Here is a 17714-nt window from a genome sequence, read left to right on the forward strand (position 1 = left end):
TTGCATTATGGATGATGATTCATCAAAGCAAGGTTATCATTAGAGAAGAGTAAGTCTGTAAAAGTAAAAAGAGAGAGTTTATATATACAAGAAAATCTGTTCTACTTTTCTATTTTTTTCTATTCTTCGTTTTCCTCAAAGCTATTTATCAGAAGACCGCGTATCAGCATCTTTTCCATAATATCCTTCTTTTATTTTCTGAACGTTGCGCAGCAATGCCGCATAATGCCGGTAATTGAGATCTCCCTCCTTAGAAGCAGCAAGTTGCTCTTTTACTGACTCTTCAATCTTATCTAAATGCTGTTCTACAAAAAGCTGAATATCAGAACGGCTGATTGCCAGATTTGCATTGGCACCATCTTTGCTACTAGGTTTAATCATTCCTTCGACAAACCCCAGATAAGTCCGGTGCAACTGACGGCGGAAATTATTCTCCAGTTCATTGGGATCATTCAACGGTTTCCATATTGCAGTAAATACATCGTTCAAATAATCATCGAGTGCATACGATTCCGAAGAACACAATGAGGTTGAGTAAATATTATACAACATTCCCGGTGCAAGTAGCAAAGCTACAACAGAGCTTTGGCGGTCACGAATCTCATCCACCGGTTTGACTCCGGTACGACTCACCACTTCATCAGGGTAGAGCCAGAGTGGAGCTACAAACAAATTGCGTCCCAACCATTCAACAGCTTCTTTCTGCAAACTGCGTGGCAGATAATCATGCACTTTGAGATCCGGCAAATTATTGGTATAGCGTCCTCCTATGTTCTTCTGCACTTGCAGGGTATACTTCAGATGTTGGGCACGAACCGAATTATAAATGGTGGTTAAGTCAGTGTACTCTCCGTCAGGCTGTGCTGTCCAGGTCAGTATGTTTTCCATCACTCTTTTCAGGTTCTTTATACCGTATTCATTGGCTTTCATATTATTGTCGCCCAAGTCCTCACTCTGGCTACGGGGATCAAATCCCTTTCCTTCATCACCAACAAACCACAAGCGATGATCTCCCCGCAGTTTTTTGGTTACTTCGGCACGTAATACGTCTTTTTCTTTATAAGGATCCTTAAATTCCGGACGATAGCGATATCCCCATTGGATAGCCCATTTGTCATAAACACCGATACGAGGGAACAATCCTTTTTCGGAAATCCGATCTTCCGGTTGGGCTACATAATTGAACCGCGCATAATCCATGATTGATACCGTATGACCATTGGCTTCTACCCAAGCTTTATCACGCAGTTTCTCTACCGGAGTAGCCGAACTGGCTGCCATATTGTGCCGTAAGCCGATACTATGCCCCACTTCATGTGAAGAGACAAACTGAATCAGACTGCCCATTAATTTGTCGTCAAAAGTCATCGTGCGTGCGCGCTTATCCAGTGGCCCGCACTGCACCATATACCACTTTTTGAGTAAGTTCATTACGTTGTGATACCAACAAATATGACTTTCCATAATTTCTCCACTACGCGGATCGACAATACGCGGACCGTAAGCATTCTCCGTTTCGGAGGGTAGATAACGTATCACACTATAACGCGCATCGTCCAAACTCATATTGGGATCGTTCGGCCATTCTTTAGCTATTATAGCGTTCTTGAATCCGGCAGCTTCAAATGCTGTATTCCAGTCTTCGACACCTGCTTTAAGATAAGGTATCCACTTCTTCGGTGTTGCCGGATCAATGTAGTAGATAATGGGATTTTTCGGTTCGGAGAGTTGTCCCCGACGGTAACGTTCCGGATCTTTCGGTTCCAACCGATAGCGCTGGATGATGGCTCCACGATCGGTAGTCTGCTGGTCGTCCGAAAATTCGGTCAACGAGTTTTGGAAAAATCCCACCCGGTCATCGGCAAACCGTGGCTGCATCGGTTCTTTGGGTAACATCACGATGCTTGTATTCAGTTTCACAGTCACCGAACCAGTCTGTGCAGCCGGTAGTCTACCAGCACTAATACTATAAGTACGCAAAGTCACTGCCTCCACGTTGATAGGATAGGTTTTTATCGTATCCATAAATGTGCGGTCCTGGGCTAAAGTACCAATGCCAAGAATGGAACGGTCGCTTGAGGTAAAGCCACACAATTTATTATCACCTAAAAAGAGTTTTGATACATCAATGAGCTGTGCCTGAGTCTCCGGATTTCTACCGATTACATCAAATTTATAGATTACAGGATCTACAGTCGATTGTTTCAATGCCTCGGCAATGTTATCACCCGGACGGGCAAACTGTGATTGCACATATTCGCGTAAAAAGAGAGTCTTATCATCATGCTGTTCCCAATAAACAACACTCCGGTTCACCTCTTCTCCGCTAAGCATTTTGAAACCCTGTGGCACTGCTTTAAACCGGGTCACAGCCAACAACAACCGTCCTAAAAGAGTATCCGGCACTTCAAAATACCAGTTATCTTTGATGTGGCGTACCGTAAACATACCCTCACATTCACTTCCTCCATCTTTCAACAGTTTTTCATAAGCCGTTACTTTCTTAACAGTGTCTTTCTTGACCGTATCTTCCTGTGCTACCAGTTTCTTCTTTCCACTTTCCAGAAGAGATATACCACTGGCACGAGCTCCCACACCTTGCAAGGACAGGAACGCCAACACAGCCATCATCAAAATCTTTCGCATAGTTTTCTCTTTATTTTTTTCATTCGTTAGTGTTCATTGTCAGGTTCGGATTTTTTTCACGGGCAGCCAACGGGAATGGAATGATATACAACCGTGAATCCGGCTTCAACGTATATGTCTTTTTCTCGACATCCGTAGATACCAGCGGGAAAGTACGGGTGATTGTCTTTGCGTAATCAGCTTCCGTATTGTATCGTTTCAAATCCCAGAAGCGACTAAATCCGGAGATTAACTCCTTACGGCGCTCATCAATGACTGCCTGCACCATCGCACGTTCGGTAGCAGGTTCCGGCAATACAGCTTCGGCTCTCTTGATTCGTTTTTCACGCAACTGATTCAATGTTTGGACAGCTCCCGGTATATCTTTCAGCCGTGCTTTCGCTTCTGCCAGAATCAGGTAAACTTCGGCAGTACGCATTCCCACAGACATAGGCTGAAACTTAGAATAAGTAATCGAAGTATTCCACAAAGCAGCTCCTGAACCTTCGTCAAAGTAGTATACACTGTTGTCACTCGTTTTAAAGAATTGGTTCAAACGTTCATCATTCTGCCCGAAAAGTTGTACCATCTCCGGGCTAAGCATACCATAACAAAAGGCCAAAACTTCAGTAGGACCACCCATATAAGCATAGTTCAGCACTTCCGGGTTACCGCCTTTGGCATAAGTAGTAACCTTAGTCGGACCTCCTTTAGCTCCCAAATCAATATAATCAATCAGGGTATTATTCAACTTCAATGATTCTTCGGCAGCTTCTTTCGCTTTTTTCCAATCTCGATGGAACAGATAAACACGGGCAGCCAACGCATATCCAAAAGCTTTTGACGGATGATATACATTCACCGGCTCTTCCTGTAAATAAGGAAGCGCTTCTTCTATATCCTTAATAATAAAATCGTATACTTGAGCAACCGTAGATTTGGTTGGAGTAGCCTCCAAATCATATTTATCAATGATAGCAACTCCACCGTCAGTGGCTGCAGTTTCCGGATTATATGCTTTCGCAAATGTATTTATCAGAATAAAGTGATCCCAGGCACGCATGATCTTTGCTTCCGCTTTTGCCAATTCCTTAACATCTTTATCACCCAGACTAGCATCAACCAATGAAATTACGATATTTGACCGTAGGATATATGTATAACAATTTTCATATAAATTGTTATCACTTAGCTCTTTCCGGTTAGCTGCCTCATTAAAAGTCATGTTAATACCATCCCATGAAATAAATTCATTACCTATGATATTCGATTCTTTCGACCAGACATTATCGCTCAACAAGGCAAAAGCTGCCGGATGGTAGGCCCGGTTGGGCAGGGCTATCAATTCATAATAAGTATCAGTAGAATCCACCGTTTTCTTGCCTGTAGGAGTAATATCCACATAGTTTTCACAGGCTGCAAAACCCAATATGAGAATAACTGGCAATATATAAAGTAATTTACGCATATCTTATATTTTTAAAATGGTTAGAAACTTGTTGATAATCCGATGGAGTAAGTCTTGGGAGAAGCGATGCCACGTGTACCGTCATTCATTCCATAGCTTTCCGGATCAATATCACTTCCTGCCTTACACCAGGTAAACAGATTATTTACCTGCACTTTCACTTTCAGAGAAGAGAGGCGGAGGTGTTGGCAAACCGTAAACGGCAAGTTATATCCTACACTCAAGCTACGCAATTTTACATAACCTGCATCTTTCACATTGATGTCACCGTATTGCCACCAATCTTGGAAAGTGCTGGCATAAGTTTTTACCTGTGCCGGTATATCGAGGTACATACGTACCTGTGCATTCGAATCATCCGCAGTCCAACGGTTGGCAATTCCTTTCAAGGTTTGAGTACCTAACTGGTCATCCATTTTTAATACACTGTTACGCAGCTTATTACCACCAGCATACACAAAGAATGCATTCAAATCAAAATTCTTATAGTTGAATCTTAACCCCACTGACCCGCTGAATTTCGGAGTCAGCGAACCAAGGTTCACCAAGTCATCAGTACCTTTGAGCGAAGAACCAGAAGTGATACTGGCTACCGTGCCGTCTTCATTAAATTTCACCAGATCATTTCCATCTTTATCCACTGCTACCGGATATCCATTCTCGATACGATGTATACGGTAAGCCCATAACGTATTATAACTAGTACCTTCCATAAAATAAACCTGCGGACTTGCGATAAAGACTCTTGCATTATCAGATTCACTATGATCGACTTTCAACATTTTGTTCTTATTATAGTCAAAGTTAAAATCTACAGCGAAGTTCCAGTCTTTCTTACGTATGATATTGGTTGTAAGGGAAAGTTCTACGCCACGATTACGCATCTCACCATTATTCACCACACGTGAACCGGCTCCTAAAGTAGGGTCCATATATCGGCGTACCAGCAAATCAGATGAGTGACGATTGTAATATTCCAGACTACCGCTTATCAGATTCTTGAAAAGACGGAAATCTAATCCTATATTGTAGGTGGCTGTTTTCTCCCAACGAAGCTTCGGATTTGGCAAATCATCATCCTCATAAGTCAGATAGGTCGTTTTAATAGGATTACTTTGCGTTTTTTTCTTTACAACAAAATAGGTAGTTGAGCTTTGATCGACATTACCGTTGATACCGTATGTCATACGTAGTTTAAGGTAATCCAGCCAGGAAATCTCTTTTATGAACGATTCTTCCGATAAAATCCAAGAAGCACCGATTGACCACAAAGGATGGCGCTGATTGCGTATATCGAGCCCGAACAAGTCAGCTTGATCCCAACGTATACTTCCGGAAAGATTATAACGTGACAGATAAGAGTATCCTGCATTTGCATAAAAAGACGCATAACGATGGCGTGACTCGTGCAAAGTAGCAGACAGCCCCGATAAAGTAATTGTTCTGCCAGAAAGAGCACTTGTTCCTACACCGTCACGATAGGTCTGCCAGTTCATAAAATCAGAAGTTAATGTCTGCGGATCGTAGCCATACAACAATTGGCGGGCAGGTGTCGGAATCTTGTTTTCACGAAATTCCAGACCGGCAATGGCAGTTACTGCATGGTCTTTCCAAGTTTTGTCAAAGTCAATCTGGTTTCGTACCGTGTAACGCTTACTTTCTACTTCTGTCTGATTAAAACGTCCCCCTTGCGGCAATTGTGCTTTTCCATTTGTATCAACCATACTGTTATATAGCATACGCATTACATAAGTATTTTCCGACTCAAATAGTTCACTCTTACCTTTATTCCATTCATACTGATACATGAAGTTGTATTTGAACATTTTCAGGAAACGAGCCTGTAAACTTACAAACGGACGAATACTAACATCATGTGACTTTGTTATGCTTTCCTCCAATGCATCAAGTACATTGAAACCAAACGTTCTATAAGGTGAGACACCTTCAGCTTTTCTTACAACACTCCCATTATAGGAAGGAGATGTATCCACATTCACGTAAGGAGAAGTATAATGGTTACCATCGGCATCCAATATCCGTTCATATCGCTGTTGCAGGGTGTAGCTAGTATAACCGCTATTCGGGGTATAACTACGTCCCATACGTACATCCACTCCGGCATTCAGGTTCAGCCAGTTTGTAACCGCATAATTCGATTTATAGTATAAAGAAATTTTATTACTTTTGCCACTGATAACGCGCTGACTATCCTTTTCATAATTGAAAGAAAGGAGATGGTTGCTATTTCCGGCTTTCTGTGATACGGTTACATTATAGCGCTGGGTTATAGCCGTACGCCAAGCGTTATCACGATATTCTTTATAATAATCATTATTGCACCATTGCCTCAACGTAGCATTTACTTCACCACTGGTAATATCCCCATTGGCCTGATCCAGATAAAGCTGAAACAAGGGATTGTAATAATTATACTCAAAAGAAGATAAAAAATTCGCCGCACTTCCTTTTTCCGCTACATTGGCATCAAAAACAGCTGTCTGATAATCAATAATATCACTTGTTGAAGCTAAATTCAAACTCTTGAAATTTGGTTTGGTAGTGATAAACCAGTCTGCATTAATGCTCACGTGCGCACCTTCTTTTTTAGCCCGCATCGTGGCTACCACAATAACGCCATTGGCTGCCAAAGCACCATAAATACTGGCAGCGGCAGCATCTTTCAGTACAGTGATACTCTCTACATTATACGGATTTATCTCGCTCAATCTCAAATTGGTTGGCATATCGTCCACAACAATCAGTGGTTCTGTTCCCACATCATGCGAGAATGTACCTACCCCACGAAGAATAGGACTCATATCACCCGTATTCGAATTGATATTCATACGCAAACCAGCTACTTGCCCTTCCAGAGATGAGGCCAGATCACTGTGCATCTGTCTGTTCAGTTGCTCGGAATCAACGAAACCGAAAGCGGCAGTAGAACGTTCACGGCTAATACGCTGATAACCCGTCACAATAACATCACCCAACTGTTGCTTGTCCTCATGCATTATCACCCTGACGTTGTTACGGTCTTTAACAGAAACCTTTTCCGACTGCATACCAACGAAAGACACTTCCAATGTATGTACATCGACCGGAACTCTACAAGTAAAGTTTCCCTCTGCGTCCGTAATAGCACCAAAGGGACTGTTAAGCACCTTTACATTTGCTCCCGGCAAGGGATCACCACTTTCATCCACTACCTGACCTCCAACATTTCTGAACTTGCCTGAAGCAGTTGTCGAGGTAGCTTTCACTTTACGGACAGTGATGAAATTTTGTTTCACATCATACTCAAAAGGCTTTCCTTCCAGCATCTTCTGAAGTGCTGCAAAAGGAGACATCTGATATATACTCACAGTTACACGATAGGGTGCAACGTCTTCACTGGGAAAATTCACCTTATAACCAGATACATTGCTGAACTGTTTCAAGGCCGAACCGAGCGGTTCGTTTTTCATCTCTAAAGAAATCTGCCTGTTTTCTGCATTCTGCGCCCATCCTTGCAAGGCTGTTGCTGTAAACACCAGCAATAGAAAGGCAGTTCTCATCCACACAAGCTTTTTTTTAGTTCTTTTTTCTAATAATGTAATTTGTTGCTTTTTCATAAGAGTTGTATTTGTATAGTTAAATCTGCTTGATTGTAATGGTCCCGTCCTGATAGTCCACCTGCACTTTCTCCAACTTATTCAGCAGTTCCAATGCTTCATCCAAATGGGTATTTTTATTAGCCCAGAAGTTCAACCTGATATGGTACAGTTCGCACCGCTCAAAATCGATATTCACATTATACCATCTTCCCAAAGCACCCATGATTTCTTCCAACGGCACATCCTCAAAGTAGAACATTCCCTCTGTCCAGGCTGTATATGTAGCGATATTCACTTCTGATACTTTTTCCTCTCCGGTTTCCGTATAGGTCAAATCCTGTCCCGGACGTAATGTTACCGACTTATTGTTAACTGTGTTTGTGACCTGCACCTTACCATTCACCAAAGTTACATGACGATCTTCAACACTATAGGAACGCACGTTGAATTTAGTTCCCAGCACCATGGTATTCATGCCATTAGCACATACAATAAACGGATGTTCGGCATCTTTTGCCACTTCAAAGCAAGCCTCCCCTTCTAGTTCCACACGTCGTTCTTTTCCATGAAATGCCACAGGGTAGCGCAAACGACTTTCAGCATTGAGCCATACCTTAGTCCCATCAGCCAGTACCAGCAGAAAATCTTTTCCACGTGGTGTAGTCAAAGTCTGACAGCATACAGTGTCTGCCGAGACAGTTTTCCAGTCTTTCACATCCATCACACTGTCTGTCAATAACTGCTGTTCACTACGACCATCCATTTGTAGGACCACATGTTCATCATTGTTGTTCGCAGCAAAAAAACGTATCGGCTGTTCTGCAGGTAAAGAAGTGGAAGGAAGCAAAGAAGGAATCAGAAAAGCCAGTATCAAGACAGCTGCAACAGAAGAAGCAATTGCCAAGATACGCATTTTCTTTCTGTACTTGCGTTTCCGTTGCAGATTCTCACGTATCACAGCTTCCTTACAAGCCATTAATTCCAAGAAAAGTTCTTTATTTTCAGGTATACCTATCCACTGAAGAAATTCATCAGTTTCTCTTAATTGTGGATGTTGTATGGCACGAAGTGCATAATCTAATTTTTTATCTGAATGGTCTATCATAGTGTCAATAGTTTCATTAAACACGTAAAGGTTACTGAAACTGATGACACCCCGATAGGATTTTTTTTAAAAAAAGATGGTTAATTGTTTTCGGAGTATCTTTAAAGCTCTGGCAATGTGCGTTCTAACGGTATTATCACTAATACGTAACTTTTCACTGATTTCCGCACATTTCTTTTCATTTAAGAAGAATTCTTCCACTACGGTTCGCATTTGTGGAGCCATCTGGCGAATACTCTCCTGCATCCGGTTTATCTTGTCTTCATACTCACGGTATTCTTTCACAGTCCAGCCACTGTAAAGTTCTTCCAGATATCTTTCCGCATTTTTATGCACCACGTTCTGATGACGTATTTGGTCAATACAACGATTTCGCACCATGACGAAGAATAACGGCAGCAGATCCTCTTCCGTTGTCAACCGTTCGTTGCTCTCAAGCACCGAACAAAAGACATCGTTCACCACATCTTTTGCGCTTTCCTCATCATTCAGCAGATTATATGCATGAATATAGAGTTTTTGCCAATGTTCCCTGTATATAACAGTTATAGCATTTTGACTATTATTCATGTATTTATAGTTACTTTTTGCGTTTCATAGAGCGCAAAGATAACCAATTGGAGCAAAAAACACTCTATTTATTAAAAAAGATTATAATTCATATAAATACATTTGTTGTTATAGACATATTCTATTCCCATCGTCTGACTCTTAATATTTTGACACTATGTTTCTCTCCAGAAAGATACGATTCACAACTATATCCGGCCGTTTCCATTCATCTGGACGTTGATTTAATCTTCGCTTTATCTTTACGCGTACAGAATGCTTCGATTACTTTTTTTACACGAAGATAATTTATTGATACTCTGCTCATATATGCCCATTTTCTTTGTAATACATACTTTCCTTGTGATACAATCATACTATCTTTTACTTTTTTAAGGTGGAATTCAACAAAAATGATTATTTTTACGAGCAAATTATTGTCTAACTACCTGATAATACAGACATACCTTGAAAATAAACGAACAAAACGAAAGCGAATTCCTACAAAAGCTTATGAACAAAGCGAATATAGGATGGTGGGAAGCTGACTTGAAAGCAGAGACTTACAAGTGTTCGGAACTTATCTCCCAACTACTCGGAATAGGAGAAGACGGGCTCATCAGTTTCGAAGATTTCAACAAGCGTATTCTAAAAGAAGATCAGGGATACGCAACTTTTCCGTCTTTTGACAAAGTACAACAGACTGTAGAAGAAATATACTTGTTTGATACTCCCAAAGGTCATGTATGGATTCGTAGTAAGGCATGCTTCCAGGAAACAGACGAAAATGGTAACACCAAAGTATATGGAATTGCCGAAACCCAAGAGGGAATTCATATAGCATCTGCACACCAGGCTCTACAAAATAGCGAGCGGATCCTTCATAATATATATAAGAATCTTCCGGTAGGCATCGAATTATATGATAAGGACGGTCAAATGGTCGACCTGAATAAAAAAGATATGGAAATGTTCCGAATTTCCAATAAAGAAGATATTTTGGGAGTCAACATTTTCGAGAATCCTATATTGCCGGAAGAGATAAAACAGAAAATAAAAGACAATGAGAACGCAGATTTTACATTCCGGTATGACTTTTCCAAAATCAACAAATATTATCAGCCTAACAGTACAACCGGTTTCATTGACTTAACAACCAAAGTCACCACTCTATACGATCACAATCACGAACCTATCAACTACCTCTTAATTAATGTAGACAAGACCGAAGATACAATTGCTTATAATAAGATTCAGGAATTCGAGAGTTTTTTCGACCTGGTAGGAGATTATGCCAAAGTAGGTTACGCGCACTTCGATGCTTTGAGTCGGGATGGGTATGCTTTGAGAAGCTGGTACAGGAATGTAGGTGAAGAAGAGGGTACCCCATTGCCGGAAATCATCGGCATTCATTCCCATTTCCATCCAGAAGATCGGGCTGTGATGATCGACTTCCTGGATAAAGTGATAAAAGGAGAAAGTTCCAAGCTATCCCGCGATGTCCGGATTCGCAGAGCAGATGGAAATTACACTTGGACACGGGTTAACGTATTAGTAAGGAATTACCAGCCCCAGGACAATATCATCGAAATGCTGTGTATCAACTTTGATATTACCGAACTGAAAGAGACAGAGCGGATGCTGATTGGCGCCAAAGAGAAAGCTGAAGAAGCCGACCGGCTAAAATCTGCTTTTCTTGCGAATATGAGTCATGAGATACGTACCCCGCTCAATGCGATAGTAGGCTTTTCCAGTTTGCTTGAGGAAGCGGAGGATGCAGAAGAAAAACATCTGTATGCAACGATTATTGAAGAAAACAACAAGCTCTTGTTACAACTGATCTCGGATATTCTTGACTTGTCAAAGATTGAGGCAGGGACTTTCGACATTATCCCGGAACAAGTGGATGCACAACAACTTTGCAACGAACTGCTACAATCTATGCAGGTAAGGGCTACAGAGCAAGTAGAGATTCTCTTAGCACCGGAACTGCCCGAGCTTACTTTTACCAGCGACAAAAACAGGTTGTATCAGGTATTGCTGAATTTTGTAACGAATGCTCTGAAATTTACTTCCGAGGGCAGTATTGTTATTGATTACCGAATCAACGGAAATGAAGTCAGATTCTCGGTTCAAGATACGGGAATGGGCATCGAACCGGAAAAGCAGGAAGCTATCTTTACCCGATTCGTGAAATTGAATAATTTTATTGCCGGCACAGGGCTGGGACTCCCTATCTGTCAAAGTATCGTCACACAGTTAGGCGGCAAAATCGGAGTGGAATCAGAACCGGGGAAAGGTTCTTGTTTCTGGTTTACGCATCCGATTAACTAAAATCTAAATTCAAAATAAATATCAGAAAACAATGTTTACCGGTTTCTCTTTAAGAAAATACGATCTGTTATAGTGTTGGGAAGTTCCGATTCATAATGTGTCACCATAATCATCGTCTTATCTTTGCGTCGGCAGAAAGCCTCAATCACTTTCTTTACCCGTCGACGATTATAAGTATCCAAGCCATGAAGCGGTTCATCCAGAATCAGCAGTTCCGGGTCTTTGACGAAAGCTCTTGCCAACAAGGACAAACGTTGTTCTCCACTGGATAGTTGCAGGAATGGTTTATCTTTCAAATCTGCAATGCCAAATATATCCATCCACCACTCACAGATAGCCATCTGTTCCGGTTGAGGACGTTTATACAGACCGATACTGTCATGCAAACCACTGGCTACAATCTCAATAGCGGGCAGATTTTTAAGATAAGCACGGTGCATCTCCGGACTTACGTAACCAATATGTTTCTTGATTTCCCAAATACTTTCTCCCGTCCCTCTTTTCCGTCCGAAGAGACTGATGTCACAGGCATACGATTGCGGATTGTCTGCACAGACAAGGCTCAACAGAGTCGATTTCCCAGCACCGTTCTCACCACTCAACGCCCACTTCTCACCACGACGGACTGTCCAGTCCAGTTCTTTCAGAATAGTTCGGTCGCCATAACGGATACTGACCTTATTAAGTTTTACTACTTCCTCCGAATCGTAATTGTTGCCATCAGATGGCAAATCTATAATCCGTTGCTGCAAATCATCCAAAGCGGTAACCACATCTCTACTGCGGAAAGCTTCCAGATAGGCTTCACGTTCCATTTTAGGAAAGACCTCCATTTTGTCCACAGGAATGACATGAGTGATGAATGAAGGTATATCATCGAGCATGGAAAGTACCAGAATGATCTGTACGGACGACATTTTTGTCAGACGTTCGAGCAAAGAAAACAACAGTTCACGCGTAGGAGCATCCAGTCCGATAAACGGATTATCCATAATCAACACGCGGGGAGCAGTCAACAGGGTTTTGGTTAGCTGGAATTTACGTAATTCACCGCTGGAAAGGAGAATAATTTTCTTGTCGAGCAACGGTTCGATACGGAAGAGTTCAAACAGTTCGCGTTGTAGTTGCTCGTCCTTGATTTCTCCCAACATCTCACGAACATCAGGAGCTTCATCCTGATCGTGAGCATTCCAACGCTGCTGGTAGTAGTAATTGGCATCGGCAGCTCCATAGGTATCACGGAAAGCAATGTATTTCACATTATCATAAAGAGTCTGGGTGGCAGAGGGGGAAAAATCATATTGTACGGTTCCTTCACGCAATGGATATTTTCCGATCAGGGTATCTACAAAAAGACTTTTACCGCCACCATTGGGACCTACAATAGCTATGTGTTCATTCGCTCCGATAGTTGCCGTGATGGGTTTGGCTAAACGCACAAGCGGGTTGCGTGCTACGCCCCCCGCCATGCAGAATGTATTTTGGTTCATATTCTTTTATTCTGTTTTATTATTGCCCGCAAAGGTAACAATTTTATCATAAAAGACGCCAAATTGCAAACATATTCTTATTCGTTCCGTAGAAGGAATATCTTTATTTACTTACTAAACCCATAAGGTGGACATTCAAAATTGGTAATATCCAATTTGTATTCCATCATATCTTTCAACTCGTGTATGGGACGTTCCAATTCGTAAGGTATCGATTGTCTGCTGAATTGCTGGAAGTAAAGCAAACAAGCATCCCGCCACCAGACAGCATCCCGTGCCTGAATCTTCAGGCGGTGTTGCACATCACGAAATCGTTCGGAATCAATATACGGTTCCATCCTGTCCCACACTTTTTGAAAGTTTCTCACTTCGTTTACACCACGATCATACGCGTAGCACAGTTCTGCCCAAAGTGTACATCCGCTCTTCATCTGATGATTCCAAGGGACATGGTGAAACCAAAGGAGCAGATTCTCCGGACAGGTATTCACATTGTCCAGTTGCTCGCATAATGGAGAATGGTATTGTCCGGTAGCATTACTTCCTGTACTGCTGCGGTCGAAACCTATTCCCGTGTTGTCGGCACGGTGGTAATAAGGAGGCAGCCAATCCGGGCGGGCATCGGGAATATCACACCAGGGTTCCGGTCCGTAATGATGTCCCCATGCAAAGATATGATGCAAGCCGAGAGGCATCATGTAGTCTACTACTGCTTCTCTCGATTTCTGAAGCACCTGGGAGTTGAGAAGGGAGAGTTGAGCGTCGATTTGCTCTTTTTGAATGACTTCTCCTGCCGGAGTATCGGTTTGCGCACCGGTAACGGGAAGAAAAGTCTGTTTCAACCATTCTTCTCCTATCTGTTCGGAAGAGAGCGAATGTTTCCATGCCAATCGTCCGAAAGCATACCAGTTGGCTTGAGCAAAAGGATGTCCACACCAATTAGTATCATCACCGATGTTTGCCACTCCGGAAATAGCCGTGAGCGGATGAGAGAATAAAGAACCATCTGTCACACGGGCAACGGTAGAGCCTTTGCCTTGCAGATAAGTATCACTGTCTAAACACTCTTTCCACATAGGAGCAAGGAATGCAAGATGATTGGAAAAACCAAGATACTCTTGTGTGATTTGAAATTCGGGCATAACTGCCGTCTTTTTCATGGCTCCGAACAACGGGCTGAATGGTTCACGGGGTTGGAAATCTATCGGACCGTTCTTGATCTGCACAATAACATTATCCCGAAACTTACCATCCAAAGGTTCAAATTCAAGATAGGCTTGTTTGGCACGGTCGCTGTCGGTAGGAGAATAAACGAAAGCGCGCCACATCACAATGCCATGATAGGGCCTCAACACATCGGCAAGCATATTGGCTCCTTCGGCATGAGTGCGTCCGTAGTCACATGGACCGGGCTGTCCTTCGGAATTAGCTTTCACCAGGAAACCTCCGAAATCGGGAATCAGGGAATAAATCTCTTTGGCTTTCTGCTTCCACCAGTCTATCACTTCTTTATTTAACGGATCGGAAGTGGATAAACCGCCTAAAGCTGCGGGAGAAGAGAAATTGATAGAAAGATATATTTTCAAGCCATAAGGGCGGAAAACGTCGGCCAAGACTTTGACTTTCTGCAAATAATCATTAGATAGTATCTTAGGACTTGCATTGACATTGTTTATTACAGTGGCATTAATGCCGATAGAAGCATTGGCACGAGCGTAGGCTTCATAACGGGGAGAGACAACAGACGGAAGTTCGTCCCATTTCCAAAGTGAATGTCCGGCATATCCGCGTTCGATTGTACCATCCAAGTTATCCCAATGATTCAGGATACGAATTCGATAATCAGGTCGTTCGGAGATATTGAGGGATTGCAAAGCTGATTCCGGTAGTTGTCCGGTAGCTTGCAGACGGAGTAAATGATACGTTCCATAAAGTACTCCTTGTTCACCGGAAGAAGCTATCGTTATTTGATTGCCACCTTTGGAGGTCTGAATCGTATATCCCTCATTTCCAAGTGCACGAAGTTCTTTATTGTTCCGGACCTCCAAAGTAACCGGGATTCCTCCCTGCCAGAAGTTCTGTAATTCGGAAACCGCAATACGTAATGTAGGTGATTGTTTCTTGCTGGTAATTTCCGCTTTCGCTCCCGATGCATAACGAAGCCACAAGGCACTTCCATCTTCTGCCCAAATAGAAGAAAAGCAAAAAAACAAAGTGAATGTCAATGCAAATATATTTCTCATAGTACAAAGTATGTTATCACAATTAATTTACAGTATGATAGCATAAGTAAATTAAGCATTCATAGTTAATAATAACCGCCTCTACCTGAAAAATCCCTATTACCTAATATTCTGGTAAAAGTAGGTATGTTTTTCAAATAGAGGCGGTTGTTTTAATGTATCCTATTATTCATCTTTTCCCTCGATAGTAATGATTCGCCCGTCTGCATCATACTGAAGTTCACAGACTTTCAAGCTACGGAGCCAAGTCTTTCCCTCTGATGGTACACAATCGTGATGAAACAGATACCACTTACCTTTAAACTCTACAATAGCATGGTGAGTAGTCCATCCTACCACCGGAGTCAGAATGACTCCCTGATAAGTAAACGGACCATAAGGGTTATCACCTGTTGCATAGCAGAGCAAATGAGTGTCTCCCGTAGAATAGGAAAAATAGTATTTACCATTATATTTATGCATCCACGAAGCTTCGAAGAAACGGCGTTCCGTATCCCCTGCTGTCAATGGCTTACCGTCTTCATCCAGAATTACCACTGCACGGGGTTCTTCGGCAAACTCCATCATGTCTTCACTCAAACGAGCAACACGCGACGGGATTGCCTCCTCCTCTCCTTCCGGCAAAATGGCAGATTCCAAGGCTTTATTATTACGGTAACGTTGAAGTTGTCCACCCCACAATCCACCGAAATATATATAATAGTTACCATCTCCGTCATCCCATACAGCCGGATCGATGCTGTAACTTCCTTTCATCGGATTAGCTTCCGGTATAAAAGGACCATAAGGTTTATCACTCACAGCTACCCCGATACGAAATATATCATTCTGATCTTTCAATGGAAAATACATATAGTACTTACCATCTTTACAAACCACATCACAATCCCATAGTTGACGGCCCGCCCAAGGAATATCCTCTGTGGAAAGCACCACTCCATGATCTTTTATTTCACCGTTCATCACATCATCCATAGAATACACGTGATAATCTTTCATATTGAAATGATCGCCATTATCATTTTCAGCAATACCACTTTCCCAATCGTGCGAGGGATAAATATACAGTTTGCCATCAAATACATGTACGGCAGGGTCAGCCATATAATCACCGGGAACTAAATATCTTTTTTCTGTTTTCATGCTTTTTCGGTTTTTCTGTTAGAAACTTATTTTGTTTTTTCAGCCTCTTTGATAATCAGGCCGACTACCGGCTTCGGCTGATAATTGCGATCAAAAAGTAACGGATAATCCGTGCGGCCTCTCATCGGCCAGTCATTACGCCAAGAGTTCTGATCGGCTACTCCCCAAAGAGTAACCCTGGTGATAAGGTTATGATGTTTCAGGAACAGACGGAAAAAGTCATTCATTCTTTCAGTCCATGCTTTCGATACCTCTTCCGGTAATCCATCCGGATAAGGATTCATCTCTTTCTTATATTCAAAGGAAGCGGAAACTTCTGCACCTACATTGGGATTCGGTGATGGTATCACCGTCAAATCCAGTTCTGTTATCATTATCTTCACTCCTGTTCCGGCAAAGGCCAGCATACTCTTCTCAAATTCACTGATTTTCGGGTAGTCCATGCCGATGTGTCCTTGCATACCTATGGCATCAATACGGATTCCACGTTTTTTCAAATCGTTCACCATTTTCACGACGGCTTCTCTTCTGCCCGGTTGGGCCATTGAGTAGTCATTGTAGTAAAGTTCGGCATCCGGATCAGCCTCGTGTGCATACTGGAAAGCCAATGGGATATATTCTTCCCCCAGAATCTCATAAAACTTTGTCTTGCGATATGCTCCATTATCTTCAATCGCTTCATTTACTACATCCCAGCCTTTGATACGGCCTTTATAGCGTTTCACGATGGTAGTGATATGGTCTTTCATCCGTTTCTTCAGGACTTCCGGAGAAACATTATTCCCGTCCTTATCTACGCAAAACCAAGGAGCCAATTGTGAATGCCAAATCAGGCAGTGACCAATGATAGCCATTTGATTGCTCTCACCAAAACTGACAAATTCATCTGCCTGCGCAAAATTATACTTATTTTCTTTCGGATGAATGACAGAAGACTTCATGCAGTTTTCCGCCACGATGGAATTAAAATTCTTCTTTACAATTTCAACAGCTGCGACATCCTTACCGGAACTTTGATGTGTGTTCACTGACACGCCAATCAAAAACTTGTTTTTCAAAGCCTTTTTCAGCGAACTTCCATCTTTCGCAAAAACTTCTCCATAAGAAAAAGAAAACATCACTGTCAATAACAACAGAATTATTCGTTTGAGTTTCATA

At 42.1% G+C, this 17714-nt stretch carries 10 protein-coding genes; 1 reads left to right on the forward strand and 9 read right to left on the reverse strand.

Features of this window, described 5'->3' with window-relative positions; translation table 11 throughout:
- Positions 1–141: 141 nt before the first annotated feature.
- The 5 genes from Bovatus_RS08370 to Bovatus_RS08390 form a co-directional block, all read right to left on the reverse strand.
- Complete coding sequence (locus tag Bovatus_RS08370) at positions 142–2646, reverse strand: zinc-dependent metalloprotease (protein ID WP_004300828.1); 2505 nt, start codon at positions 2644–2646, stop codon at positions 142–144.
- 19 nt (positions 2647–2665) lie between these two features.
- Positions 2666–4093: a RagB/SusD family nutrient uptake outer membrane protein gene (locus Bovatus_RS08375; protein WP_004300829.1), complete on the reverse strand. Its 1428-nt coding sequence runs from the start codon at positions 4091–4093 to the stop codon at positions 2666–2668.
- Between the two features lie 20 nt (positions 4094–4113).
- Positions 4114–7710: a SusC/RagA family TonB-linked outer membrane protein gene (locus Bovatus_RS08380; protein WP_004300830.1), complete on the reverse strand. Its 3597-nt coding sequence runs from the start codon at positions 7708–7710 to the stop codon at positions 4114–4116.
- A 19-nt stretch (positions 7711–7729) separates the two neighbouring features.
- Complete coding sequence (locus tag Bovatus_RS08385) at positions 7730–8797, reverse strand: FecR family protein (protein ID WP_004321485.1); 1068 nt, start codon at positions 8795–8797, stop codon at positions 7730–7732.
- A 66-nt stretch (positions 8798–8863) separates the two neighbouring features.
- Positions 8864–9367 (reverse strand): RNA polymerase sigma factor, encoded by a 504-nt coding sequence (locus Bovatus_RS08390; RefSeq protein WP_004300832.1) that lies wholly within the window; start codon positions 9365–9367, stop codon positions 8864–8866.
- Between the two features lie 492 nt (positions 9368–9859).
- On the opposite strand from Bovatus_RS08390, the gene Bovatus_RS08395 reads away from it, so the two are divergent.
- Entirely contained in the window at positions 9860–11680 is a 1821-nt protein-coding gene (locus Bovatus_RS08395) for a PAS domain-containing sensor histidine kinase (RefSeq protein ID WP_004311422.1), read from the forward strand.
- Between the two features lie 35 nt (positions 11681–11715).
- Here Bovatus_RS08395 and Bovatus_RS08400 read toward each other — a convergent pair whose 3' ends face one another.
- The 4 genes from Bovatus_RS08400 to Bovatus_RS08415 form a co-directional block, all read right to left on the reverse strand.
- On the reverse strand, positions 11716–13170 hold the full coding sequence (locus Bovatus_RS08400) for an ATP-binding cassette domain-containing protein (protein ID WP_004304375.1): 1455 nt from the start codon (positions 13168–13170) through the stop codon (positions 11716–11718).
- A 107-nt stretch (positions 13171–13277) separates the two neighbouring features.
- Positions 13278–15413, reverse strand: a complete 2136-nt coding sequence (locus Bovatus_RS08405; protein ID WP_004300837.1) for an alpha-glucuronidase family glycosyl hydrolase — start codon at positions 15411–15413, stop codon at positions 13278–13280.
- Between the two features lie 165 nt (positions 15414–15578).
- The gene (locus Bovatus_RS08410; RefSeq protein WP_004300838.1) at positions 15579–16556 is read right to left on the reverse strand and encodes a glycoside hydrolase family 43 protein; all 978 of its coding nucleotides are present in this window, start codon (positions 16554–16556) and stop codon (positions 15579–15581) included.
- Positions 16557–16582: 26 nt separating this feature from the next.
- Positions 16583–17713 (reverse strand): endo-1,4-beta-xylanase, encoded by a 1131-nt coding sequence (locus Bovatus_RS08415; RefSeq protein ID WP_004300839.1) that lies wholly within the window; start codon positions 17711–17713, stop codon positions 16583–16585.
- Between the last annotated feature and the right edge of the window lies 1 nt (position 17714).

The sequence above is a fragment of the Bacteroides ovatus genome (assembly GCF_001314995.1).
Lineage (GTDB): Bacteria > Bacteroidota > Bacteroidia > Bacteroidales > Bacteroidaceae > Bacteroides > Bacteroides ovatus.

What these genes read in the sequence shown, in the direction of transcription:
- Bovatus_RS08370 (WP_004300828.1), bottom strand. Translation starts at nt 2,646, where the DNA reads ATGCGAAAGATTTTGATGATGGCTGTGTTGGCGTTCCTGTCCTTGCAA.
- Bovatus_RS08375 (WP_004300829.1), bottom strand. Translation starts at nt 4,093, where the DNA reads ATGCGTAAATTACTTTATATATTGCCAGTTATTCTCATATTGGGTTTT.
- Bovatus_RS08380 (WP_004300830.1), bottom strand. Translation starts at nt 7,710, where the DNA reads ATGAAAAAGCAACAAATTACATTATTAGAAAAAAGAACTAAAAAAAAG.
- Bovatus_RS08385 (WP_004321485.1), bottom strand. Translation starts at nt 8,797, where the DNA reads ATGATAGACCATTCAGATAAAAAATTAGATTATGCACTTCGTGCCATA.
- Bovatus_RS08390 (WP_004300832.1), bottom strand. Translation starts at nt 9,367, where the DNA reads ATGAATAATAGTCAAAATGCTATAACTGTTATATACAGGGAACATTGG.
- Bovatus_RS08395 (WP_004311422.1), top strand. Translation starts at nt 9,860, where the DNA reads ATGAACAAAGCGAATATAGGATGGTGGGAAGCTGACTTGAAAGCAGAG.
- Bovatus_RS08400 (WP_004304375.1), bottom strand. Translation starts at nt 13,170, where the DNA reads ATGAACCAAAATACATTCTGCATGGCGGGGGGCGTAGCACGCAACCCG.
- Bovatus_RS08405 (WP_004300837.1), bottom strand. Translation starts at nt 15,413, where the DNA reads ATGAGAAATATATTTGCATTGACATTCACTTTGTTTTTTTGCTTTTCT.
- Bovatus_RS08410 (WP_004300838.1), bottom strand. Translation starts at nt 16,556, where the DNA reads ATGAAAACAGAAAAAAGATATTTAGTTCCCGGTGATTATATGGCTGAC.
- Bovatus_RS08415 (WP_004300839.1), bottom strand. Translation starts at nt 17,713, where the DNA reads ATGAAACTCAAACGAATAATTCTGTTGTTATTGACAGTGATGTTTTCT.